A 24278-nucleotide genomic window follows, 5' to 3' on the forward strand; every position below is an offset into this window, starting at 1 on the left:
CAAAAACCCACCCCCCCCCCCCCCTGCGTGCCCCGGGCTCCCGCGCGTCCGGGTTTTATACATCCACCCCGCCGCGCACTCGTTACTTTACGCGCCCGGCGCGCCGCACTTACACGGATACCCTTGACACGTGACCGACGCCCAAGAGACCGCAGCAGACACTTCACTGCGAACCACCGGGGGCGCTCCCCCGGACGACGTCGCCCCGGCGCCGATCCCCTTGCTCGAACCGCGCGAGGGCATTCCCCCGGTGGTGGCCTCCGACGACGCCCTCGCCCGGGTGATCGCCGCCTTCGCCGCGGGCTCCGGCCCGGTGGCCGTCGACGCGGAGCGCGCCTCCGGCTACCGCTACGGCCAGCGTGCCTACCTCGTGCAGCTGCGCCGCAACGGCGCGGGCAGCGCACTGATCGACCCGGTCGGCTGCCCCGACCTGTCGGGGCTCGGAAACGCCCTGCGCGGCAGCGAGTGGATCCTGCACGCCGCCACCCAGGACCTGCCGTGTCTGCGCGAAATAGGGATGACCCCCACCGGGCTCTTCGACACGGAGCTGGCCGGGCGCCTCGCCGGCTTCCCGCGGGTCGGCCTCGGGGCCATGGTCGAGAGCGTGCTCGGCTACTCCCTGGAGAAGGGCCACTCCGCCGTCGACTGGTCCACCCGCCCGCTGCCCGACCCGTGGCTGCGCTACGCGGCGCTCGACGTCGAGCTGCTGATCGACCTGCGCAACGCCCTGGAGGACGAGCTCGACCGGCAGGGCAAGCTGGAGTGGGCGCGGGAGGAGTTCGACGCGATCGCCTCGGCGCCGCCCGCACCCCCGCGCAAGGACCCGTGGCGCCGCACCTCCGGCATGCACAAGGTCCGCCGCCGGCGCCAGATGGCGGTGGTACGGGAGCTGTGGACCGCCCGTGACGAGATCGCCCGGCGCCGGGACGTCTCCCCCGGCAAGGTCCTGGGCGATGCCGCGATCGTCGAGGCCGCACTCGCACTCCCGCCGAACCTCCATGCGCTGACCGCCCTGCCCGGCTTCGGCCACCGCATGGGACGGCGGCAGCTGGAGCAGTGGCAGGCGGCCGTCGACCGGGCCAAGGCACTGCCGGACTCGGAACTCCCCCAGCCCGGTCAGACGATCGCCGGTCCGCCGCCGCCCCGCGCCTGGGCCGACAAGGACCCGGCGGCCGCGGCCCGGCTCTCGGCCGCCCGGACCGCGGTGTCGGAGCTCGCCGAGCGGCTGCACATGCCGCAGGAGAACCTCATCACCCCGGACACGGTGCGCCGGGTCTGCTGGGAGCCGCCCAAGCATCCGACCCCGGACGCCGTCGAGATGGCGCTCACCGGGTACGGGGCGCGGCGCTGGCAGATCGAACACGTGACCCCACTCCTGGTCCGCGCACTGATGTCGGCGGCCTGAGGGCTCGCCGACGAGGGTCGTATTCACGCCAGGTTGCGCGACCTCCGGCGGCATCGCGTCCTTGATCGCCGGACGGGCTGTTCCTCCGCCCCGTCCGGCGATCGTCGCTCCCGGCATCGCCGGCGACCGGTCCCGCGGCCCGTCCCGTCGGCACGCGCAGGGCACCTCCGGCCCGTCCGACTTTTGGGGCGAAACGGCTGACGCACCCACCCGTCCGCATGTGACCTTCGCCGCTCCCGCCGCAAGGGGTGGGCAGTGTGGTTACCCGCAAGTAGCATGAGGGGAGCGGCGCGCCCCTGGGCGTGCCCCGCAGCAGTGCCATCCCGCACCCTGGAGGAGAGCCACCGTGCCTCGTACCATCCGGGACGTCGTCTTCGTCGACGGCGTCCGCACCCCGTTCGGCAAAGCGGGCCCGAAGGGCATCTACCACGAGACCCGAGCCGACGATCTCGTCGTGAAGGCCATCCGGGAGCTGCTGCGCCGCAACCCGGACCTGGACCCCGCACGGATCGACGAGGTCGCCATCGCCGCGACCACGCAGATCGGTGACCAGGGTCTGACGCTGGGCCGCACTGCCGGAATCCTGGCCGGTCTGCCGCAGTCCGTCCCCGGATACTCCATCGACCGCATGTGTGCGGGCGCCCTGACCGCCGTCACCTCGACGGCCGGCTCCATCGCCTTCGGCGCGTACGACGTCGTCGTCGCCGGTGGTGTCGAGCACATGGGCCGCCACCCGATGGGCGAGGGCGTGGACCCGAACCCGCGCTTCGTGTCGGAGAAGCTGGTCGACGAGTCCGCCCTGTTCATGGGCATGACGGCGGAGAACCTGCACGACCGCTACCCGCAGATCACCAAGCTCCGCGCCGACGAGTACGCGGTCCGCTCGCAGGAGAAGGCCGCCAAGGCGTACGCCAACGGCAAGATCCAGCAGGACCTGGTGCCGATCTCCGTGCGCCGCACGAACGCCGAGGCCGGTGAGACCGGCTGGGGCCTGGTCACCGCCGACGAGCCGATGCGACCGGGCACGACCCTGGAGTCCCTCGCGGGCCTGAAGACCCCGTTCCGCGCCCACGGACGGGTCACCGCCGGTAACGCCGCGGGACTCAACGACGGCGCCACCGCCTCGCTGCTCGCCGCCGAGGACGTCGCCCGCGAGCTGGGCCTCCCGGTCAAGATGCGCCTCGTCTCCTACGCCTTCGCGGGCGTCGAGCCGGAGGTCATGGGCTACGGCCCGATCCCGTCGACCGAGAAGGCCCTCGCCAAGGCCGGGCTGACCATCGACGACATCGGTCTGTTCGAGATCAACGAGGCGTTCGCCGTCCAGGTCCTCGCCTTCCTCGACCACTACGGCATCGCCGACGACGACGCACGCGTCAACCAGTACGGCGGCGCCATCGCCTACGGTCACCCGCTGGCCTCCTCGGGTGTGCGTCTGATGACGCAGCTGGCCCGCCAGTTCGAGGAGCAGCCGGAGGTCCGCTACGGCCTGACCACCATGTGTGTCGGCTTCGGCATGGGCGCCACGGTCGTCTGGGAGAACCCGCACTTCGACACGGCAGACGGAGGCAACAAGTGAGCGAGCGCAGCGAGCGAACCGACAAGAGCTGCAGCCTGAGCGAATGCTGGGCCGAGCGAAGCGAGGGTCAGGCATGAGCTCCACCACTGAGCTTCTGAAGGGGGCGGCCGAGCTGTTCCCCGGCGAGGTCGTCACGCAGGCGCACGTACGCCACCTCGACCTGCCGGCCGGTGCGGGCCGCTTCGCCCTCATCACGCTGGACAACGGCCTGGACCACACCAAGCCGACCACCTTCGGACCGCAGTCGCTGGCGAACCTGAACGCCGCCGTCGACCAGGTCGAGAAGGAGGCGGCCGAGGGTGCGGTCGTCGGTGTCGGCATCACCGGCAAGCCGTTCATCTTCGCGGTCGGCGCCGACCTCAAGGGCGTCGAGCTGCTGAAGAACCACGCCGACGCGCTGGCCATCGGCAAGGGCGGCCATGACGTCTTCCGCCGCCTCTCCGGCCTCGCGGTCCCGACGTTCGCGTACTACAACGGCGCGGCGATGGGCGGCGGCGTCGAGGTCGGTCTGCACTGCACCTACCGCACCGTCTCCAAGGCGCTGCCCGCGTTCTCGCTGCCCGAGGTCTTCCTCGGTCTGGTTCCGGGCTGGGGCGGCTGCGCACTGCTGCCGAACCTGATCGGTGCCGACCGCGCGGTCTCCGTCATCATCGAGAACTCGCTGAACCAGAACCGCCAGCTCAAGGGCAAGCAGGTCTTCGAGCTCGGGATCGCCGACGCCCTCTTCGAGGGTGCGGACTTCCTGGAGCAGTCGCTGATCTGGACCGCGAACGTGCTGAACGGCACGGTCACCGTGGAGCGCGCCGAGGTCGACCGCGGTGACGCGTGGGACCGGGCCGTCGCCCGCGGCAAGGCCATCGCCGACTCCAAGGTGCACGGCGCGGCCCCGGCCGCGTACCGCGCGCTGGAGATCATCGCCGCGGCGAAGAACGGCGACCTGGGCGCCGGCTTCGACGCCGAGGACGAGGCCCTCGCGGACCTGATCATGGGTGGCGAGCTGCGCTCGGGGATCTACTCCTTCAACCTGGTCCAGAAGCGCGCCAAGCGCCCGGCCGGCGCTCCGGACAAGTCCCTGGCCCGCCCGGTCACCAAGGTCGGCGTCGTCGGTGCCGGCCTGATGGCCTCGCAGCTGGCGCTGCTGTTCCTGCGCCGTCTGGAGGTGCCGGTCGTGCTGACCGACATCGACCAGGAGCGCGTCGACAAGGGTGTGGGCTATGTCCACGCCGAGATCGAGAAGCTGCTCGGCAAGGGCCGTATCAACCGGGACAAGGCCAACCGTCTCAAGGCCCTGGTCTCCGGTGTGCTGGACAAGGCGGAGGGCTTCTCCGACGCCGACTTCATCATCGAGGCCGTCTTCGAGGAGATCGGCGTCAAGCAGCAGGTGTTCGCGGAGGTCGAGGCGGTCGCACCGGCGCACGCGATCCTCGCCACCAACACCTCGTCCCTCTCGGTCACCGAGATGGCGTCCAAGCTGCGGCACCCGGAGCGGGTCGTCGGCTTCCACTTCTTCAACCCGGTCGCCATCCTGCCGCTGCTGGAGATCGTCCGCGGCGAGCAGACCGACGACGCCTCGCTGGCCACGGCGTTCGGTGTGGCGCGGAAGCTGAAGAAGACCGCGGTGCTGGTGAAGGACGCTCCGGCGTTCGTCGTCAACCGCATCCTCACCCGCTTCATGGGCGAGATCCAGAACATCATCGACGAGGGCACCCCGGTCGAGGTCGCCGAGAAGGCCATCGAGCCGCTCGGTCTGCCGATGTCCCCGCTGGTGCTGCTGGAGCTGGTCGGCCCGGCCATCGGTCTGCATGTCTCCGAGACCCTGAACCGCGCCTTCCCGGACCGGTTCACCGTCTCCGAGAACCTGGCGGCGGTCGTCAAGGCCGGCAAGCGCGGCTTCTACGTCTACGACTCCGGTAAGCCGGAGCTGGACCCGGAGGTCGCGGCCCTTCTCAAGCAGGGCGACGTCACCCTGTCCGAGGAGCAGGTCCGCGACCGCGTCCTGGACGCGGTCGCGCAGGAGATCGGTCTGATGCTGGACGAGGGCGTCGTCGCCGAGGCCCAGGACATCGACCTCTGCCTGATCACCGGCGCGGGCTGGCCCTTCCACCTGGGCGGCATCACGCCGTACCTGGACCGTGAGGGCGTCTCGGAGCGGGTGAACGGCAAGAAGTTCCTGGCGCAGGGCGTGGCGAGCGTTCCGGCGTAACACCGCGAGCTCGACGACGGAGGGTACGGCCCGGCGCGCGGGCCGTACCCTCCGTCCGTGTTGCCCGGGTCGTCCGGGCTCGACGAGGCGGTGACAGAATGTCCGACCTCACCCCAGAGGCGGACGACGTCCCCTGCCCGAGCAGAGACGGCGGTCACGGTCAGGCATGGCGGGCACCAGGAGTCACATCGGTCGCAGAGCGCTGCTCCTGGCGGGCGGGGGGACCGCGGTGGCGGCGGCCGGTGGCGTCCTGCTGGGCGGATCCTTGGGTGACAGTGCGGGCGACGACGTGCCGCCCGCCGGATCCGTCGGACTGTTCGACATCGGCACGGCCTCGAAGCTGCTGCCGCCGAGCCCGCTGCACCATGTCTCGGGCCGCAGTCGATCTCGTACGGCGGTGCGGCCGGCGAGATGTACGCGCTCCAGGTCGTACCGGCCGCCGTCCGGCTTCCCGGCGAGAAGCGGCCCCTCGGCGGCCGGGCCCGGCGGCTGGCGGGCGATATGTGCGTAACGGCACTCTCCCCCTCGGGGGAGGAGACCGGGCACATGCACCTGCGGGGGTTCGGTCACGGGATCTCGTTCGGGGTGGAGTCCTCGGGCGGGAACGTACTGCTGTGGGTGGAGTCCGACGTGGACACCCGGACCGGGTACGGACGTGCCGTCGCCCGGGTTCCGTTCCACGACGGTGCGGTGCTCGACAGCGCGTCGCCCCGAATACGGCACCATCGCCCGCTGCCCGGCAGCCACAAGGTCCATCCGACCCTGGATCCGACACGCCGCCGCGTCCTGGTCAGCCACTGGATCGGCCGGACCCATCATTACGCGGTCCACCGTGTGGCGGACTTCCTCGCCGGACGGTACGCGCCGCTGCACCGCGTGGTGGACGTCCCGCTGCGGGACGGCGAGACGTTCCAGGGCTGCGCCCTGTACAGGGATCACATCTACCAGCTGACCGGGCGGCCCTACACGGACGCGACGGGCGACAACCCGCCCTCCTCCGGGGGCAACACCTATGTTTCGGCGATCGACGTACGCAGCGGGCGGGCGGCGGGACGCCGCAAGGTGACCGTCGCGCCGGGGCTGGACTTCCGTGAACCGGAGGGGATCGCCGTAGGACCGGGTCCGGAGCCCCGGCTCTGCGTGGGCTTCTCGGTCACACTCCTCGGTCAAGGCGGCGATGGTGAACCTCACCCAGGCGCTGGCGGAGGAGTGGACCGAGGACGGTGTCCGGGTCAACTGCATGAATCCGGAGCGGACCGTGACGCCGGCGCGGACCGGGGTGTTCGGGCAGGAGCCCACCGGTTCGCTGCCCGCCTCGCGGGAGGTCGCGCGCAGCTCGCTCGACGTCCTGCTCTCCGGCATGACCGGCCAGGTGATCGATGTGCGCCGGCCGCGCCCCGCCCCGACGCCCGGCTCGGCATTCGAAACCGCCCTGTCGCAAGTGCTCGACGACTCCGGAAGCCGGCCCGCCTGAACCCCGTCCCGAAGACCGGCGCCCACGGAATTCGGAGCTGAAGCCGCCACGGCCACGGATCCAGGAGGACCCGCGTGAAGATCGCTTTTCTGATGTACAGCGCCTATGGACAGGCCGGTACGTCCGTCGCCACCCAGACGCTCGCCGATGCGCTCGCGGCCCGGCAGCACGAGGTCGAGCTGGTGAGCCTGTTCCAGTACCACGACGTTCCGCCGCTCCGCTTCGGGCCGGGCGTCACCCTGCGCACACTCGTGGACACCCGCGGCGGCTCACCGGACCTGGCGAACCCGCTGCACGCGACGGCGTCGCAGCACTGCACGGGCTTCAAGGCCGACGACAAGAACCGCTACAGCCGGCTGATGGACGAACGGGCCGCCGCCTATCTCCAGAGCTGCGACGCCGATGTCGTCATCGCCACCGCCCCCAACACGGTGTCCCTGCTGACCGCTCTGGGGACCGGGCAGTACATCACGCTGGGTCAGGCGCACACGCACTACCACCACCAGACCGCGGCCTCGCGGAAGATGCTGGACGCCGCGATTCCGCGGCTGGACGGGTTCGTCACCGTGGCGGCGAAGGGCGCCCAGACGCACCGGGACGCCTACGGCGCAGCGGTTCGACCTGCTCGTGAACGCCTTCGCGCAGCTCGGCGGGAACCACCCGGACTGGACCCTGCGGATCTACGGGAGCGGCGACGAGAAGGCGAAACTGCGCAAGCTCATCGACGATCTCGGGGCGAACGAACGCATCCTCCTCATGGGGCACACGAGGCAGTTGCGTGAGGAGCTGGCCAAGGCGGCGCTGCACACCTCGACCTCGACGGACGAGACGTTCGGCCTGACCATCGTGGAGGCCATGACCTGCGGTGTGCCGGTACTCAGCACGGCCGGTCCGCACGGCCCGTCCGAGATCATCTCCGACGGGGTGGACGGCGCACTCTCGCCCGTGGGCGACGCGGACGCGTTCGCCGAGCGCCTGGACCGGCTGCTGAGCGACGCCGAACTACGCGTACGGCTGGGAGCGAACGCGGTGGAGAAGTCCCGGCACTACAGCAACGAGTCGCAGGCGCAGGCGTACGAGTCGTACCTCTCGCGCCTGCTCACGGCGCGCGCCTACCGGCCCGAGGCGCTGTGCCGGGCCACCGCCGCGGGGGACCTGGAGTTCGCGGTCGATCCGGCGCGGGCGCCGGGCAGCCGGCTCACCGTGCTGTGCGTCAACGCGGCTGACGGGCGGCAGGCATTGCTGGCGGCGCAGGCCGAGCAGACGACCGACGGGCGTCTGTACGCCTGCGTACCGGCGCAGCTGCGGCTGGGCTCCGGAACGCGGAACGTGCTGCTGCGCCGCGAGGACGACGGTGTCATGCGCCGGGTGAAGGTCGACGAACTCCAGCAGTCGGCGAATGCGCTGATCTCCTCCCCGGCCGAGGCCGGCCCGGTGCGGTTCCGCACGTTCGGGCGTTCCGAGGACGGGGGCTTCCTCCAGATCGTCTCGCGTGAGTTCCCCGCTCATGCGGAGGTGCTGTCGGTGGAGACGAACGGCTCGCATCTCAGCGTCCGGTGCTACGTTCTGGGGCCCCCTCGGTGCCCGGCGGTCCGCAGGTCGACCTCGCCGGTCACGGCGCGCAGGTGATCGCGCAGAGCCGGAAGGACGCGGACTCCTACATCACCATCCCGTGCGCGTTCTCGGACGGCGGGGCCGTCTTCACCCTCGATCTCCATCAGTACGCGGACCGGATGGTCGATGTCGACACCATCTGGGACCTGTCGCTCAGCATTCCGGGGAATCTGACGGTGACGGGCGAGGCGCACCGGCTGCGGCTGGGGCGGTTCGGCGACGAGATCATGCAGCGCAAGCACATCCACGTCTATCCGAAGCGGACCGTCACCACCGCGGAGGGCCGCTCGGTGACCTTCAACCCGTACTACACGGACAGCAATTACCTGTCGCTCGGGCTGAAGTCCGCCTCCTGAGCCATGAATCCGCCCGCAGACGTGAACGGGGCACCCACCGTGGTGGGTGCCCCCGGTCCGCGCGATTCTCGCGGCTCAGAGCCTGTCGGGCGGCCTTCGATCGGACAGCGGACGCGGTCTGGTGCGTGCGATTCCAAGGCGCCGGGATGTCCTCGGATGGGGTCTCCCCTGCTCGAACGAAGCTGAGAGCTCGGGGATGGAGCTACCAGGGCATTTCGGCAACGCGGGAGGGGGTCCCCCCTGGCCCTCAAGGCCTTGGGGGAGTGCGTGCCAGGGCGTGGCCGCCCGATCAGAGGCCGCCCGACAGGCTCTCAGACCCGCACCGAGCGCTCCAGCGCCAGGCCCGGCTCACGGCTCTGCCGGGCGACGTGCAGAGCGCCGTCCTCACCTATCAGCGCGAGCACCACGCGGCCGTACGCGTCGTACGCGAGCGCCGGTCCGCCCGTACAGCACTCGCCCGTCGGCGACCACCACACGCCCGCCCCCTCGTTCTCCGTACCGCAGGCGGTGAGCATGATCTGGCCCTCGGGGTCGCGATGGGCCAGTACGGTGCAGTCGTAGCCGTCCAGCATGGCGCGCAGCACCGCCACGGGACCGTTCGCGGCCGAGCTGTTGAGCGGGATCGCCCAGGTGCCGGGGCGGTGCGCGACGACACCGCCGGTGGCCTCGTCGGCCCAGTAGTACGTCACCCTGTCCGGTGCGGTCTCCAGGGCCGAGGCAGTGCCCGGGACCTGGGCGAACGGGATGTCCTGGTCCTGCGTGAAGGCGCCGCCGGACTCGTTCTGGCTCCAGCGCATCGCCCGCCCCTCCCCCGGGACGAGCACCTCGACGCGTCCGGAGGAGGTCGGGGCCACGGCCGCCCCGTCCTGGAGCCGGCCGCCCTTGAGGTCCTGCCACCCCTCCCACTTGCCGCCCGACTTCTCACGCCGCAGCGCGAGCCTGCCGTCGGCGTTGCGGACGAAGACGTGCAACAGCCCTTCGGCGTTGACGGCGGCCGCCGGCGTCCCGAGCCGGGCCGCCTTCTCGCGGTCCTTGTGCGGATTGCCGAGGGAGTGCCACGCGGTGACGGGGCGTCCGGACTGGAACTGGGTGGCGTGCACGAGGTCGACGACCGGTCCCGCGTCCTTGCGCACCGTGCGACGCCCGGTGAAGTGCACGAAGCCGTCGAGGCCCTGAGTCACCGACAGCCGGCTCAGGCCGGCCACCGGGAAGAGGTCCGGGCCCTTCCAGTCCGGGCCACCGGGACGGGTCTCCGTCCAGCGGAGCAGTCCCTCGTCGCAGAGCGCGTAGGCGGTGAGCCTGCCGTCCTTGCCGAGCACGAGCCAGCGGCCGTCGGCAGTCGCCCGCGCCGCTCGCTCCCTGCCTGCGTCGTGGATGTCGGCGCCCGGAATCGGGGCCCTTCCCCGGGCAGCGCGCCTGGATCTGACCGGCATGACGTGAAGTCGTCCTTCCCCATGGTTCCTCGACCCCGGCATCGGAGGCCATTTCGGCTCTCCGGCACGCAAAGGGCCGAACCCACCCATCATAGTTTCCCGGTTCACACCGGGGACCAGCGCTCCCCCGGCATCGAGGTGCCCGCCGGACAACCGCCCTACCACGGAAGGAATAACAATTCGATTCCGGAATTGAAGATCGCGCGAAGGATTACATAAAATTCGAAAACCTGTCTATAGTGCACGCTCAGCCCCCCACATGCGTGGACCGGCCCCACCCGAGTCCCCAGCCCCATCGGCCCTTCCGCGGCCACGAGATCAAGGGACTCGCAGGATGAGCCATGACGTGGTTCCCCCCGGTCCGCGCCCCTCAGGGCGGGCCGATTCCCGTAAGAAGAGACGCGGTCAGGACGCCGGGGGCGGACGCCCTAGGCGCCGTACCGGCCGCATCGTACTGATCAGCCTGCTCGTTCTGGTGCTCGCCGCCGGCGGCACCCTCTACTGGCTGTACAGCCGCCTCGACGGGAACATCAAGGGCGTCGACATCGACAAGGCGCTCGGCGACGACCGGCCCGAGAAGCTGCCGACCAGTGGTCAGAACCTGCTGGTTCTCGGCTCGGACTCGCGGGCCGGCGCCGAGAACAAGGAACTGGGCGGCGGCGGCGACGTCAGCGGTGCCCGGTCCGACACCGCGATGGTGGTGCACATACCCGAGGGCCGCACCAAGGCCGTCGCCGTGTCCATACCCCGCGACACCCTGGTGACCCGGCCCGAGTGCACGAAGGCCGACGGCTCGTCGGTGCCGTCCGCGAACCGCGTGATGTTCAACTCCGTCTATTCCCAGGTCGGTCCGGCCTGTGTGGTCAAGACTGTCGAGAAGATGTCCAAGGTGCGGATCGACCACTACCTGGAGATCGACTTCGCCGGGTTCAAGGATCTGGTCGACGCGATAGGCGGCGTCACCGTCGACGTACCGCAGGACATCGACGACAAGTCCTCCGGTCTCCACCTCACCAAGGGGACGCACAAGCTCGACGGCACCCAGTCGCTGGCGTACGTCCGGACCCGGCACGGCATCGGGGACGGCGGCGACCTCGGCCGGATCGGTCTGCAGCAGCAGTTCCTGCTGGCCCTGCTGAGCGAGGTCAAGTCGCAGAATCTGCTGGGCAGTCCGACCAAGTCGTACAAGATCGCCAACTCCGCCACCAAGTCGCTGACCACCGACTCCGGGCTCGCCTCGTTGACGTCCCTCGCGGATTTCGGCCGGTCGATGAACGGCGTGGACCCGAACACCATGGAAACGATCATGCTTCCGGTGGCGTACGACAAGCAGGACCCGAACCGGGTGGTGGCGGCCCAGCCACAGGCCGGTGAGTTGTGGAAGGCCATCCGCAACGACGGCACGATCCCGGAGTCGGCGAAGAAGTCCCCCGCCACCGGCGGCTGACGGAGCGGCGCCGGCCGGTGCGTGGCACGCTTCCGGCATGCTGAGCGAACGGACCCTGGTGATCGTGGACGCGGCCAATGTGGTCGGGTCCGTGCCCGACGGCTGGTGGCGGGACCGGCGTGGCGCGGCCGAACGGCTGCGGGACTCACTGGTCCCGTTCGCCGCGGCCGGTCTGCCGGGGTACCCCGGCCCCGTCGAGCTGGTGCTGGTCGTCGAGGGCACGGCTCGCGGCATCGGATCGGTGCCCGGGGTGCGGGTGGAATCGGCGTCCGGGAGCGGCGACGACCTGATCGTGGAACTGACCGGGGCCCAGGGGGACCGCGCCTGTGTCGTCGTCACCGCCGACCGCGAACTGCGTCGGCGGGTGGCGCGGTGCGGGGCGCGGTGCGTGGGCCCCCGTACGGTGCGGCCGCCGCCTCCGTCGCGCAGCCCTTAGTCCCGGCCTGCCGGGGCGTTGATCCGGCTGTGCCCGCGCCCGTACGTGAAGTAGATGATGACGCCGATGATCATCCAGACGGCGAACCGCAGCCAGGTCTCGGCCGGCAGATTCAGCATCAGCCAGACCGAGGCCGCCACCGAGAGGATCGGGAGCAGCGGCACCCACGGGGTGCGGAACGCGCGGTGCAGATCGGGGCGGGTCCGACGCAGCACGATAACGCCCAGGGCGACGACGACGAAGGCGAAGAGCGTGCCGATGTTCACGAGCGTCGCCAGTTCGTTGATGCTCGTGAAGCCCGCGACGATCGCGATGACCACGCCGAGCAGGATGGTCGGACGGTACGGGGTGCGAAAGCGCGGGTGGGCCACGGAGAAGAACCGCGGGAGCAGTCCGTCGCGGCTTATCGCGAAGAACACCCGGGTCTGGCCCAGCAGCAGGATCAGACAGACCGTGGTGAGGCCGATGGCGGCGCCGAAGCTGATGAACCCGGCGTAGACCGGGTGGCCGACGGCCTTGAAGGCATCGGCCAGCGGAGCCTCGACCGACAGGTCGCTGTAGTGCTCCATGCCCGTGACCACCAGCGACACGGCCACGTAGAGCACGGTGCAGATGAGGAGCGAGGCGAGGATGCCACGTGGCATGTCACGTTGCGGAACCTTCGTCTCCTCGGCGGCGGTGGCCACCACGTCGAAGCCGATGAAGGCGAAGAAGACGACGGAGGCGGCGGTGAAGATGCCCATGACGCCGAAGTTCGTCGGGGCGTAGCCGAACATCAGCTGGACCAGCGGCGCGGTGAGGCCGGAACCGGAGGGCTGCGGCTGCGCCTCGGGGATGAAGGGCGAGTAGTTCGCGGCCTTGACGAAGAAGAGTCCGGCGATGATGACGATCAGGACCACGGCGATCTTGATGGCGACCACGATCGTCGTGACCCGGGCGGAGAGCTTCATGCCGAGCACCAGCACGACGGTCAGCACGAGCACCAGCACGAAGGCCAGGATGTCGAACCCGAATCCTTTCGCCACATCCGTTCCGGAGAGCACTTCGGGCATGGTCCAGCCGAAGTTGTCCATCAGCGAGCGGACGTAGCCGGACCAGCCGACCGCCACGACTGCCGTGCCGAGGGCGAACTCCAGCACCAGGTCCCAGCCGATGATCCAGGCGACGAGTTCGCCGAGCGAGGCGTACGAGAAGGTGTAGGCGGAGCCGGCGACGGGGACGGTGGAGGCGAACTCGGCGTAGCAGAGCGCGGCCAGGGCACAGACGATGCCGGCGACCACGAAGGCGAGGGCGGTGGCGGGACCCGCGGTCTCCTTGGCCACCTTGCCGGTGAGCACGAAGATGCCGGTGCCGATGATGACACCCACCCCGAAGACCGTGAGGTCCAGCGCGGAGAGGGACTTCCTGAGTGCGTGCTCCGGCTCCTCGGTGTCGCGGATGGACTGCTCGACCGTCTTGGTCCGGAACAGTCCGTTCCTGCTGGGTGGTGTGTCCTGCTGGGCAGTCACCGGCGTACCTCCACGCACTCGTCGTGAACGCCATGATTGGGACCGCCCCGGCGGCGAAGGGCCGGTATCCGGAGATTTCACACGAATGGGCCGGTCGGACCACCCTGACAGGGTGGCCGGCCGGCCCATCGGCCGTAACGCTGGTCGCTCGTACGGACCTGTGCTCCGCGGGTCAGTCGCGGACGGGTTCGATCACGGCCGCACTGTCCGCGCCCGTCTCGTAGCGGCCGTCCAGCTTGGCGACGAGGCCGGTGACCTGGCGGGCGATGTCCGGCGCGGTCAGCCCGATCTCTGCCATGACCTCCTTGCGGGAGGCGTGGTCGAGAAAGCGGGGCGGGATGCCGAAGTCGCGCAGCGGGACGTCGACCCCGGCGTCGCGCAGTGCCTGGGCGACGGCGGAGCCGACACCGCCGGCCCTGCTGTTGTCCTCGACCGTGACGACGACCCGGTGCTGCTCGGCGAGCGGGGCCATGGCCTCGTCGACCGGCTTGACCCAGCGCGGGTCGACGACCGTCGTAGTGATGCCCTGGGCGTCCAGCAGATCGGCGATCTCCAGGCACATCGGGGCGAGCGCGCCGACGGAGACGAGCAGGACGTCCGGCCGGGTGGTGCCGGGCTCGCGCAGGACGTCCATGCCGCCGACCCGGCCGACGGCCTTGACCGCCGGGCCGACCGCGCCCTTGGAGAACCGGACCACGGTCGGCGCGTCGTCGACCTCGACGGCCTCGCGCAGCTGGGCGCGGACCTGGTCGGCGTCGCGCGGGGCGGCGATCCGGAGCGTGGGCACGCACTGCAGGATCGACATGTCCCACATGCCGTTGTGCGAGGCGCCGTCGGTGCCGGTGACGCCGGCCCGGTCCAGGACGAAGGTCACACCGCACTTGTGCAGCGCGACATCCATCAGGACCTGGTCGAAGGCGCGGTTGAGGAAGGTGGCGTACACCGCGAAGACGGGGTGCAGTCCGCCGGTGGCCAGACCTGCCGCGGAGACCGCGCCGTGCTGTTCGGCGATGCCGACGTCGTAGATCCGGTCCGGGAACGCCTTCTCGAACTTGGTCAGACCGACCGGCTGGAGCATGGCCGCGGTGATCGCGACGATGTCCTTGCGCTCCTTGCCGAGCTTGACCATCTCCTCGCCGAAGACGGAGGTCCAGTCGAGGCCCGAGGTGGCGACCGGGAGGCCGGTGTCGGGGTGGATCTTACCGACGGCGTGGAAGCGGTCGGCCTCGTCGAGCAGGGCGGGGGTGTAGCCGCGGCCCTTCTCCGTGAGGCAGTGCACGATGACGGGCCCGCCGAAGCGCTTGGCGCGCTGGAGCGCGGACTCCAGGGCCTCGATGTCGTGGCCGTCGATCGGGCCGACGTACTTCAGGCCGAGGTCCTCGAACATGCCCTGCGGGGCGATGAAGTCCTTCAGCCCCTTCTTGGCGCCGTGCAGCGTCTCGTACAGCGGCCTCCCGACGACGGGGGTGCGCTCCAGGATGTCCTTGCCACGAGCCAGGAAGCGCTCGTAGCCGTCGGTGGTGCGCAGCGTCGCAAGGTGGTTGGCGAGGCCGCCGATGGTCGGGGCGTAGGAGCGCTCGTTGTCGTTGACGACGATGACGAGCGGGCGGTCCTTGGCGGCGGCGATGTTGTTCAGCGCCTCCCAGGCCATACCGCCGGTGAGCGCGCCGTCACCGATGACCGCGACGACGTGGTCGTCCTTGCCCAGCACCTCGTTGGCCTTGGCCAGGCCGTCGGCCCAGCCGAGCACGGTGGAGGCGTGCGAGTTCTCGATGACGTCGTGCTCGGACTCCGCGCGGGAGGGATAGCCGGAGAGGCCGCCCTTGCTCTTGAGCCTGGAGAAGTCCTGGCGGCCGGTGAGGAGCTTGTGCACATAGCTCTGGTGACCGGTGTCGAACAGCACCTTGTCCTTCGGCGAGTCGAAGACCCGGTGCAGGGCGATGGTCAGCTCGACCACACCCAGGTTGGGGCCGAGGTGGCCGCCGGTCTTCGAAACGGCGTCGACGAGGAAGGTCCGGATCTCTTCGGCGAGCTGGTCCAGCTGCTCGGGAGCGAGCCGGTCCAGGTCACGCGGTCCACCGATGCGGGTCAGCAGAGCCACCCGTTCCTCCTTGCGTTGAGCTGGTCGAGCATGCCGATCCGATGAGTCTAGTGTTCCGCCCGTCCCGGCAGACATCGGGCAGGGGTGTGCTGCCCCGACCCTGCCCCGCGGCCGACAGTGCCCGGCGCCTCGATCGGGGCGCCGGGCACTGGGTGGGGCGACCGCGATGTCAGGCGCGACCTGCGGTTTTCTGGGTGCGACGGGAGACCGAGTCGATGACCACGGCGGCCAGCAGCACCGCGCCGGTGATCATGTACTGGATGGCATTGGCCATACCGATCATGTTCAGGCCCTGCTGGATCGACTGGATCACGATCATGCCGAGCAGCGCGGACCAGACCTTGCCCCGGCCTCCGAAGAGGCTGGTGCCACCGATGACGGCGGCGGCGATGACCAGCATCAGCGTATTGCCGCCGCCGACGCTCTTCGTGGCGCCGCCGGAGAGGCTGGCGATGAAGAGGCCGCCGAAGGCGCCCAGCGTGCCGGACAGGGCGAAGACGGTGATCCGGACCCGGTCCACGTTGATACCGGCGCGGCGCGCGGCCTCCGGGTTGCCACCGACGGCGAAGACCTGGCGGCCGAAGCTCGTGCGCCGGGCGACGAAGTCCGCGACGACCAGGACGGCGAGGAAGAGCACCAGGGCGAGCGGCAGGCCACGGGCGCCCGCGGGCTCGTTCAGGACGTACGCGACGACGAAGCACAGGATCGCGACGACCGCGGTGCGCAGCACGACCTCGCCGGTCGGCCGGGCGGGCAGACCGGCCGCCTTGCGGCGCCTGCTGTCCACCAGGAGCGAGGCGCCGTACGCGAGGACGGCGACCAGGGCGAGTCCGTAGCCGGCGGCCTTGTCCTCGAAGAAGTAGTTGGTCAGGTTCTCGACGACACTGCCGGACGGCGTGTTGATCGAGCCTTCCCCGCCCATCATCCAGTCCTGCAGACCGCTCCAGCCGAGGAAACCCGCCAGGGTGACGACGAACGCCGGTACGCCGATCTTGGCGAAGAAGAAGCCGTGCAGCGCGCCGAGAGCCATTCCGGAGAGAACGGCGACGATGATCGCGAGCCACTCGTTCCAGCCGTGGCTGACGTTGAGTACGGCCCAGACGGCCGCGCCGACCCCCGCGACGGAGCCGACCGAGAGGTCGATCTCGCCGAGCAGCAGCACGAACACGATGCCGACCGCCATGATGCCGATGCCGGAACTGTAGACGGCGATGTTGGCGACGGAGCTCGCGGAGAGGAAGTTGCTGTTCTGGAACTGGAAGACGACCGCGATGACGATCAGGCCGACGAAGACGGGCAGCGAGCCGAGCTCACCGCCGCGCACCTTGCGGGTGAACTCCGACCAGTAGCCCTTGAAGCCCTCCTCGCGGACGAGCAGACGCGGGTCGACGGCGGGTACGGGGGCTGCCGACTGCTCGGCGGCCGGTGGCTGCGGGGCGGGCTTCTCGGTGGAGGTCCCGGGGGTCTTGGCGAGGTCGCTCACTTCGCGTCCTCCTTCGTGGCCGTGCGTGCTTGGCGACGCGTGACGGCATTGTCCGTGGCGCCGGTGATCGCGGCGATGATCTCTTCGTGGGAGGTGCCCGCCACATCGAAGACACCGTTGTTGCGGCCCAGACGGAGCACCGCCACCCGGTCCGCGACGGCGCGCACGTCGGCCATGTTGTGGCTGATGAGGATGACGCCGTGGCCCCGCTCGCGCAGCCGCTCGACCAGGTCGAGGACCTGGGCGGTCTGCTCGACGCCGAGTGCCGCGGTCGGTTCGTCCAGGATGACGATCTTGGGGTCACCGATCAACGCACGTGCGATGGCCACGACTTGGCGCTGACCGCCCGAGAGCGCGGCGACCGGGATGCGGACGCTGGGGATCCGGATGGAGAGGGTGTCCAGCAATTCCTTGGCACGCTTCTCCATCGCGATCTCGTCGAGGACGGAGGCCTTGCGCAGTTCGCTGCCGAGGAAGAGGTTGGCGACGACATCGAGGTTGTCGCAGAGCGCCAAGTCCTGGTAGACGGTGGCGATTCCGAGATCCTGGGCGTTGTTCGGCCGGTTGATCCGGACCGCCTCGCCCTCCCACTCGATGACGCCTTCATCGATCGGGTGGACACCCGAAATGGTCTTGACGAGGGTCGACTTGCCGGCGCCGTTGTCGCCGACCAGGGCGACGACCTCGCCGGGGTGAATCTCCAGGTCCACGTCCGTGAGCGCCTGGACGGCGCCGAACCGCTTGGAGATTCCGCGCAACGCCAGCACGGGCGTAGCGGACACGTGAATCATCTCCTTCGCCGCCTGACCGGCGGGGATGGTGGTGCTGAGCACAGGGGTGTGCGAGAGAGGTCCGGCGCCCGCCCCCGCCTGCGGGGCGTTGACGGAGCGGGCGCCGGACCGGCAAGGGGGCCTGGAGGCACGGCCCGAGGGCGCTACTTGATACCGGCTGCTTCGCAAGCCGCCTTGTACTCGGGCGTGCAGATCTCCGAGGCCTTGTAGACCTTGTCGGCGATGATCGTGTCGGCGACGTTCTCCTTGGTCACGACCTGCGCGTCGTACAGCTTGGCCGGGATGCCCTTGACCGCGCCGGAGACACTGTCGACCTTGGTCGGGGTCAACTCGTCGAACTTCTCGCCCTTGAGGAGCTTGACCGCGATCTCGGCGGTGGTCTCCGCCTCCGGCTTGATCTGCTTGTAGATCGTGAAGGCCTGGTCGCCCTTGAGGATGCGCTGCAGCCCGGCGAGCTCGGAGTCCTGACCGCCGACCGGGACCTTGACGCCCTGCTTGTTCAGGGCCGTGATGATGCCGCCGGCCATGCCGTCGTTGGCGGAATAGACGCCCTGGAAGCCGTTCTTGCCCAGGGAGTCGATGGCCGCGCCCATCTTCTTGTTGGCCTCGTCCGGCGACCAGTCCGGGATGTCCTGCTCGTAGACGACCTTCTTGACCTGGGTGTCCAGGACGCTGTGGGCACCCTTCTTGAAGAACGGGGCGTTCGGGTCGAGCGGCGAGCCGTTGATCATGACAACGTTGCTCTCCTTGGCCTTGGCGCCGAGCGCCTTGACCATGGCCTCCCCCTGAAGGCGGCCGATCTTCTCGTTGTCGTACGACACGTACGCGGAGACCGGGCCCTCGGCGAGGCGGTCGTACGCGACGACCTTGACGCCCTTCTTGGCCGCCTGCTCCACCCAGGACTTGGTGGCCTCGTAGTTGACGGAGTCCAGAATGATGACCTTCACACCCTGGGTGATGAGCGCGTCGAACTGCTTCTTCTGGGTATCGCTCTCCCCCGCCGCGTTGCTGTACTTGACCTTGCAGTCGCCGCACAGCTGCGTGATCTTCGCCTCGATGATGGGGCGGTCGAAGGTCTCGTAACGGGTGGTCTTGTTCTCCGGCAGCAGCAGGCCGACGGCCTTGCTGTCGCCGCTGCTGCCACCCTTGTTGTCGTCGCCCGCTTTGCCGCAGGCTGCGAGGGAGACGGCCATGGAAACAGCGGCCGTGCCTATGACAATGCGTCGCGTCGTTGCGTTCATGTGGGGTTGCCTCCCTGACGAGGCCGCGGCGGTGCGGCCGAGGTGGCAGGAAGTCAACTCGGCTGCGACGTCAGCGTCAAGGAGTAAATCCTTAACGAGATGACAACGGTGCCATCCGTTATCTAAGTGAAGGCAGGAGTGGCTGTCGACAGGGTGCTTTCCAAAAGGGTTGAATCCCCCATCTCGCTCAGCACCAGTGCCAGCGCGCCCAGCACCTCGGCCCGGCCGCCGAGCGCTCCGGGCAGCACCGAGAGCTGCCGGGCGGCACTCGGGATGGCGTAGCGGGAGACCGAGTCGCGGATCGGTGCGAGCACCAACTCGCCCGCCTCGGCGAGCGAACCGCCGAGCACCACCCGGCTGGGGTTGAGCAGATTGCAGAGATTGGCCACCCCACTGCCGATGTGCCGCCCTACGTCCCCGATCACCCGACGGCAGCCCGGATCGCCCTCACGGGCCAGCTGGACCACCCGTTCCATGGTGAGATCGGGCCCGTGACTGGGCTGGAGCAGCGGCAGCACGTAGCGCGCGGCCGTGAACGTCTCCAGGCACCCCCGGTTGCCGCAGCGGCACACCGGGCCCGATTCGTCGAGCGTGATGTGCCCGATCTCACCGGCCGTGCCGCCCGGCCCCCGGTAGATGCGCCCGTCGATCACCAGGCCGGCCCCGACCCCGCTGGCGACCTTGATGTAGGCGAGGTCCCTGACCCCCCGGCCGCTCCCCCACACCAGTTCGCCGAGCGCCCCGAGATTGGCGTCGTTGTCGACGTACACCGGCACTCCGAGCCGGCCCGCGAGCTCCTCGCTGGGGTTGATGCCCGTCCAGCCCGGCAGGATCGACGTGGAGCCCAGCGTGCCGGACTCGACGTCGATCGGGCCGGGAACTCCGAGGCCCACCCCGATCACCTTCTCCGGGCTGATCCCGGTCGCCTCGATGAGCCGCTTGACCAGCCGCTCGGCCCGGCCGAACCCCTCGGCCGACGAGGCGTCGACGTCCAGCGGCTCGGACTCCTCGGCGAGCACCTGGTGGGCGAGATTGCCGACCGCGACCCTCAGATGCGTATGACCGAAGTCGACACCGACCACGATGCCGGCGTCGCCGCTGAGCGAGACGCTCCGGGCCCGGCGGCCGCCCGCCGAGGTGGGGGTCACCTCGACCGTGCCGCCGTCCTTCAGTTCGCGAACGATGTTGGAGACGGTGGCCGCTGACAGGCCGGTGCTCCGTGCGATCTCCGCCTGCGTGAGCGAACCGGCCATGCGCACCGCGCGCACCACTCGCTCAAGGTTGGCGCGATGCAGAGATGTCTGCGACCCCGGAGTCTCCATCGACTCTCTCACTCCTACCGTCTTCTCCAACATGTGAACTCTAAGCTGACCGTTTTGGGGTACTCCCCGTCAAGACCTTGAGCATGCGAAGCCTCGGATGAGCACCGGGCCCTCACCTGGGCAGTCTTCCGCACATGGCGAACCGCCCGCCGGCGCGTGGCCGGCGGGCGGTTCGATTTCCGTACGGAGGTGACGGGCGCTACTTCACCGCACCCGCGGTGAGCCCGGCGACGACCTGACGCTGGAAGACGATGTAGGCGGCGAGGACCGGCAGCATCGCCATCACCAGACCGGCGAAGAGACCGGACCAGTCGCCCTTGTACCCCTGGCTGTTGGCGAGTTCGACCAGCCCCTGGGAGAGCACCCGGTGGTCCGGGTCGGTATTCAGCACGGTCGGCAGCATGTACTGGTTCCACTGCCCGAGGAAGTTGAAGATACCAACGCTGATCAGGCCGGGTTTCGCCATCGGCAGCATCACCTGGAAGAACGTCCGGGTGTGCGAGGCCCCGTCGAGCATCGCCGCCTCCGCCACCGAGGTCGGCAGCGTCCGGAAGAACGAGGTGAGGAAGAAGACGGTGAACGGCAGCGAGTACGCGATGTAGACCATGATCAGTCCATGTCGCGTGTTCAGCAGGGCCATGTTGTTCATGACGAAGAACAGCGGGACCAGCGCCAGGATGATCGGGAAGCTCATCCCACCGATGAACAGGTAGTAGAAGAAGCGGTTCCCGGGGAAGTCGAACCGCGCCAGTACGTACGCCGCCATCGACCCGAGCAGCAGGGTGCCGACGAGCGAGCAGCCCACCACCACGATGGTGTTGAAGAAGTAATCGCTCATGTGCGCCTGGCTCCAGGCGCGCGACCAGTTGTCGAAGTGCAGCTTGTCGGGGAGCGCCAACGGCGTCGACAGGATCGAGTCGTCGGACTTGAACGACGACATGACCGCCCAGAGCAGCGGCATGACGACCAGGATCGCCCAGATGATCAGCACACCGTGCGAGAAGACGTTGAGGACCTGGCCCTCGCTGCTCTTCTCCTTGACCGCGGGAGCGGGCACTTTGGCCACCGGGGCCGGTTCCGCCGCCGGGGCCGCGGGAGGGGTGTCAGTGGTCTTCACGTGTACTCACCTCGTACTGTCGAGCCGGACACGGAGGCCGACCTGTGGTGCTTGTGGTGCCTGCTGGAGGTCCGGGCGCCGTCTCCCGTCAGTCGCGGCATCAGAACTCCAGCCGCTCGCGCCGGCCCAGTCGCATCACGATGGCGGCGAAGGCCATGGTGACGATGAGCAGTCCGACACCGATCGTCGTCGCGTATCCGGCCTGTCCGTCGCGGAAGGCGGTCTGGTACACGTACAGCGGCAGAACCGTCGTCGAGTAGTCGGGGCCGCCGGGGCCCACCGTCATGACCTGTACGGCGGTGAACGCCTCCACGCCGAGGGCCAGGATGCCCATGTAGACCCAGCCCGACTGCACCGTGTCCCAGAGCAGCGGGAGGGTGATCCGGAAGAACGTGGTGAAGCGGTTGGCGCCGTCGAGGAGCGCCGCCTCGTAGAAGTCCTTCGGGATGGACGCCATGCCGGCGGAGAAGAGGACGACGAAGAAACCGACCGTCGACCAGACCAGGACCGACATGACGCAGATGAGCGCGAGGTTCGGATCGCCCAGCCAGTCCGGCTGGATGGATCCCAGACCGATCGTCTTCAGTGTCGAATTCAGCACCCCGCTGGTGGGGTTGAACCCGAACTGGAACAGCAGGGCGACGATGACGATCGACAGCACCTGCGGGAAGAAATAGGCGATCTTGTAGAAACTCGACCCGCGCACGCCGGAGACCGCGGCGTTCTTGCGCCGCCGGCCTCCGACATTGAGCATGAAGGCGAAGAACAGCGCCAGGCCAAGCGTCACCAGCGGCAGCAGCAGCACGAGCAACACGCTGTGCTGCAACGACTTCCAGAAGATGTCGTCCTTCAGCATCCTCGTGTAGTTGTCGAACCCGACCATCTTGAAGTCCGGGCTCAGGCCGGTCCAGTCCGTGAACGAGTAGTAGATGGACTGGATGAACGGCCAGATGACGAAGACCGCGTACAACGCCAGTGGGACTACCAAGAACCCCACGATGAAACGGTACTTGCCGTGCTGCATCGTTTACCGACCCCGATCTTTCCGCGGGTGCCGCCGCTGGTGACGGTTGCTCACTGGTGCTTGTAGTGCTTGATGGACTGGTCCTTGGCCGCCGCGTCGGCGAAGGCCTGGATCTTCTTGATGGCTTCCGCAGGGGTCGCGCGGCCGGCCATCATCTCGCCGATACCGGCGACACCGATCTGCTCCTTCTGGAGCTTCACGTACCAGTCCTGCAGACGCGGGTTCACCACGTTGTCGCCGGCCTTCTTCAGCGAGTCGACACCGGACTGCATGGCGGTCGACAGGGTCAGACCGTCGGTTCCGCCGTTGAAGGCGCTGAGCGACTTGACCTGCTTGGTGAAGTTCTTGGAGGACTCCTCGGAGAGCATGATGCGCAGCTGCTCCATGCCGCCCTCGGGGTTCTTCGCGTTGGCCGGGACGACGAAGGGCTCGCCGCCGGAGGCCCAGATGGTGCCGAACGGCATCTTGTCGGACGAGTCCAGGCTGGACGGCGGCGCGACCATCATCTTGAAGTCCTTGGGCGTGGTCGGCGCCGCCTCGTTCTCCACCCACGAACCGTTGGGGATGAAGAGTGCCTTGCCCTTGGTCCACTCGGTCTGCGACTGGATGTGGGTCAGGCCCGGGGTGCCCTTGAGGATGTACCCCTTCTGGTACAGCTCGTAGTACGCCTCGAACGCGGCCTTGACCGCGGGGTCCTTCCAGGCGTTCGGCTCCAGGTTGTCGATCTTGTCGAGAACCTCCCGGCCACCGATCTTGGCGATGAACGGGTAGAGCGAGAACGGCAGGTAGTAGGGGTACTTACCGGCGTACGTCCAGCCGGCGATGCCCTTCTTCTTCGCCTTCGCGCAGAGGGCGAGCATGTCGTCCCAGTTCTCGGGGTACTGCGCGTCGAGGTTGTCGAGCGCGGTCTGCGAGTACCAGACGCCGTAGACCGTGTACGCGTAGTACATGATCCAGACCGGGTCGCCGTCGAACTGGCCCATCTCCAGGACACCCGGGCGCAGCGTGTCGCGGACCTTCTTGGTCGGGTCGTCGATGGACGGGGCGTCCATCAGCGGCGTCAGGTCCGCCAGCTGCTTCTTGCCGACCAGGACACCCATGTCCATCTGCTCGGCACCGGAGTTGTCGATCAGGTCCGGCGGGGTGCCGCCGTTGAAGCGCGGCTGCAGCTGCGACTGGATCTTCTGGGTCGCGACGTGCTTGACCTTCGGGGCCTTCGGGAACGCCGCGTTGTACTTCTTCTCCGCGTCGATCGCGTACTGCTGGCCGAAGCCGCCGTCGAAGATGACCACTTCGAGGGGGGCCGTCTCGTTGACCCCGAGCGGGTTCGTCTTGCTGACCTTGCCCTTCTCGACCTTCTTGTCACTGCCACTGTCGCTGCTCGCACACGACGACAGGAAGCCCATCGTCGGAACGGTGAGCAGGCCGAGCGCGGCAGATCGCTTGATCACATCGCGACGGCCGAGGCCCTCATTCTTGTGGGCGGAGGTGGATCCCATGCTCAAGTCCTCGCCTTCTCCAGGACTCAGGCGGTGTGTACCGGTCGCCCGTCGAAATTCGCCTCAGGCGAAGGGCCCCGCCACCGCGGTCAGTTGCGCTTGGGTAGTGCTGATCTCAGGCTAGCCATGTGCAGTGGGGGGCTTCGGGAGATCGGGCAGCGGATGCACTTGTGGTGCCCCCGTGACCGTTCCCCCGTGTCCCCCTTGTCCGCAGCGCCGGAAACGGCTGTGCAGACGCCGACAGGTAT

18 protein-coding genes and 2 pseudogenes are annotated in these 24278 nt (G+C 69.0%); 9 read left to right on the plus strand and 11 right to left on the minus strand.

The window, feature by feature from the left end; genetic code table 11:
• Positions 1–130 precede the first annotated feature (130 nt).
• The 3 genes from ABZ826_RS17025 to ABZ826_RS17035 all read left to right on the plus strand — a co-directional run bounded on the left by ABZ826_RS17025 (position 131) and on the right by ABZ826_RS17035 (position 5184).
• Positions 131–1405: a ribonuclease D gene (locus ABZ826_RS17025; RefSeq protein WP_361448010.1), complete on the plus strand. Its 1275-nt coding sequence runs from the start codon at positions 131–133 to the stop codon at positions 1403–1405.
• A gap of 346 nt (positions 1406–1751) precedes the next feature.
• On the plus strand, positions 1752–2981 hold the full coding sequence (locus ABZ826_RS17030; protein ID WP_361448013.1) for an acetyl-CoA C-acyltransferase: 1230 nt from the start codon (positions 1752–1754) through the stop codon (positions 2979–2981).
• Positions 2982–3054: 73 nt separating this feature from the next.
• Positions 3055–5184, plus strand: a complete 2130-nt coding sequence (locus ABZ826_RS17035) for a 3-hydroxyacyl-CoA dehydrogenase NAD-binding domain-containing protein (protein ID WP_361448016.1) — start codon at positions 3055–3057, stop codon at positions 5182–5184.
• A 183-nt stretch (positions 5185–5367) separates the two neighbouring features.
• Here the strand turns inward: ABZ826_RS17035 and ABZ826_RS17040 are convergent, their stop codons facing one another.
• A complete protein-coding gene (locus tag ABZ826_RS17040) occupies positions 5368–5754 on the minus strand; it encodes a hypothetical protein (protein WP_361448019.1) in 387 nt (128 codons plus the stop codon).
• Here ABZ826_RS17040 and ABZ826_RS17045 point away from each other — a divergent pair.
• The 4 genes and pseudogenes from ABZ826_RS17045 to ABZ826_RS17060 form a co-directional block, all read left to right on the plus strand.
• Positions 5731–6090: pseudogene (locus ABZ826_RS17045) on the plus strand (signaling protein); the annotation flags it as partial. The gene ABZ826_RS17040 and the pseudogene ABZ826_RS17045 overlap by 24 nt on opposite strands.
• 250 nt (positions 6091–6340) lie before the next feature.
• Positions 6341–6658 (plus strand): annotated as a pseudogene (locus ABZ826_RS17050) (SDR family oxidoreductase); the annotation flags it as partial.
• Between the two features lie 627 nt (positions 6659–7285).
• Entirely contained in the window at positions 7286–8287 is a 1002-nt protein-coding gene (locus tag ABZ826_RS17055) for a glycosyltransferase (RefSeq protein ID WP_361448021.1), read from the plus strand.
• Positions 8284–8628 carry a hypothetical protein gene (locus ABZ826_RS17060; RefSeq protein ID WP_361448024.1) on the plus strand — a complete coding sequence of 115 codons (345 nt, stop codon included), beginning with the start codon at positions 8284–8286 and terminating at the stop codon, positions 8626–8628. The genes ABZ826_RS17055 and ABZ826_RS17060 overlap by 4 nt, the downstream gene beginning before the upstream one ends.
• Before the next feature lie 311 nt (positions 8629–8939).
• Here the strand turns inward: ABZ826_RS17060 and ABZ826_RS17065 are convergent, their stop codons facing one another.
• On the minus strand, positions 8940–10061 hold the full coding sequence (locus tag ABZ826_RS17065; RefSeq protein WP_361448027.1) for a hypothetical protein: 1122 nt from the start codon (positions 10059–10061) through the stop codon (positions 8940–8942).
• Positions 10062–10395: 334 nt separating this feature from the next.
• On the opposite strand from ABZ826_RS17065, the gene ABZ826_RS17070 reads away from it, so the two are divergent.
• Entirely contained in the window at positions 10396–11508 is a 1113-nt protein-coding gene (locus tag ABZ826_RS17070) for an LCP family protein (RefSeq protein ID WP_361448030.1), read from the plus strand.
• A gap of 37 nt (positions 11509–11545) precedes the next feature.
• Positions 11546–11944, plus strand: coding sequence for an NTP pyrophosphohydrolase (locus tag ABZ826_RS17075; RefSeq protein ID WP_361448033.1), 399 nt, complete (start codon positions 11546–11548; stop codon positions 11942–11944).
• Here the strand turns inward: ABZ826_RS17075 and ABZ826_RS17080 are convergent.
• The 9 genes from ABZ826_RS17080 to ngcE form a co-directional block, all read right to left on the minus strand.
• Positions 11941–13452: an amino acid permease gene (locus ABZ826_RS17080; RefSeq protein WP_361448036.1), complete on the minus strand. Its 1512-nt coding sequence runs from the start codon at positions 13450–13452 to the stop codon at positions 11941–11943. The genes ABZ826_RS17075 and ABZ826_RS17080 overlap by 4 nt on opposite strands.
• 172 nt (positions 13453–13624) lie before the next feature.
• A complete protein-coding gene (gene dxs, locus ABZ826_RS17085; RefSeq protein WP_361448039.1) occupies positions 13625–15553 on the minus strand; it encodes a 1-deoxy-D-xylulose-5-phosphate synthase in 1929 nt (642 codons plus the stop codon).
• Between the two features lie 169 nt (positions 15554–15722).
• Positions 15723–17036 carry a sugar ABC transporter permease gene (locus ABZ826_RS17090; protein ID WP_361448042.1) on the minus strand — a complete coding sequence of 438 codons (1314 nt, stop codon included), beginning with the start codon at positions 17034–17036 and terminating at the stop codon, positions 15723–15725.
• A complete protein-coding gene (locus ABZ826_RS17095) occupies positions 17033–17827 on the minus strand; it encodes an ATP-binding cassette domain-containing protein (RefSeq protein ID WP_361448045.1) in 795 nt (264 codons plus the stop codon). Before ABZ826_RS17095 ends, ABZ826_RS17090 begins: the two co-directional genes overlap by 4 nt.
• A 143-nt stretch (positions 17828–17970) precedes the next feature.
• Positions 17971–19068: a substrate-binding domain-containing protein gene (locus tag ABZ826_RS17100; RefSeq protein WP_361448048.1), complete on the minus strand. Its 1098-nt coding sequence runs from the start codon at positions 19066–19068 to the stop codon at positions 17971–17973.
• A 122-nt stretch (positions 19069–19190) separates the two neighbouring features.
• Positions 19191–20390, minus strand: a complete 1200-nt coding sequence (locus ABZ826_RS17105; protein ID WP_361448051.1) for an ROK family transcriptional regulator — start codon at positions 20388–20390, stop codon at positions 19191–19193.
• A gap of 199 nt (positions 20391–20589) precedes the next feature.
• The gene (locus ABZ826_RS17110; RefSeq protein ID WP_361448054.1) at positions 20590–21507 is read right to left on the minus strand and encodes a carbohydrate ABC transporter permease; all 918 of its coding nucleotides are present in this window, start codon (positions 21505–21507) and stop codon (positions 20590–20592) included.
• Between the two features lie 100 nt (positions 21508–21607).
• Positions 21608–22531, minus strand: coding sequence for a sugar ABC transporter permease (locus ABZ826_RS17115; protein ID WP_361448057.1), 924 nt, complete (start codon positions 22529–22531; stop codon positions 21608–21610).
• 50 nt (positions 22532–22581) lie between these two features.
• Positions 22582–24030: an N-acetylglucosamine/diacetylchitobiose ABC transporter substrate-binding protein gene (gene ngcE, locus ABZ826_RS17120; protein ID WP_351074965.1), complete on the minus strand. Its 1449-nt coding sequence runs from the start codon at positions 24028–24030 to the stop codon at positions 22582–22584.
• Positions 24031–24278: the final 248 nt, after the last annotated feature.

It is taken from the genome of Streptomyces sp. NPDC047515 (genome assembly GCF_040643055.1).
In the GTDB taxonomy this organism is placed as follows: Bacteria; Actinomycetota; Actinomycetes; order Streptomycetales; family Streptomycetaceae; genus Streptomyces.

Coding starts and splice junctions, on each gene's coding strand:
- ABZ826_RS17035 (WP_361448016.1), top strand. CDS start 3,055: ATGAGCTCCACCACTGAGCTTCTGAAGGGGGCGGCCGAGCTGTTCCCC.
- ABZ826_RS17065 (WP_361448027.1), bottom strand. CDS start 10,061: ATGCCGGTCAGATCCAGGCGCGCTGCCCGGGGAAGGGCCCCGATTCCG.
- ABZ826_RS17070 (WP_361448030.1), top strand. CDS start 10,396: ATGAGCCATGACGTGGTTCCCCCCGGTCCGCGCCCCTCAGGGCGGGCC.
- ABZ826_RS17075 (WP_361448033.1), top strand. CDS start 11,546: ATGCTGAGCGAACGGACCCTGGTGATCGTGGACGCGGCCAATGTGGTC.
- ABZ826_RS17095 (WP_361448045.1), bottom strand. CDS start 17,827: ATGATTCACGTGTCCGCTACGCCCGTGCTGGCGTTGCGCGGAATCTCC.
- ABZ826_RS17100 (WP_361448048.1), bottom strand. CDS start 19,068: ATGAACGCAACGACGCGACGCATTGTCATAGGCACGGCCGCTGTTTCC.
- ABZ826_RS17105 (WP_361448051.1), bottom strand. CDS start 20,390: ATGGAGACTCCGGGGTCGCAGACATCTCTGCATCGCGCCAACCTTGAG.
- ABZ826_RS17115 (WP_361448057.1), bottom strand. CDS start 22,531: ATGCAGCACGGCAAGTACCGTTTCATCGTGGGGTTCTTGGTAGTCCCA.
- ngcE (WP_351074965.1), bottom strand. CDS start 24,030: ATGGGATCCACCTCCGCCCACAAGAATGAGGGCCTCGGCCGTCGCGAT.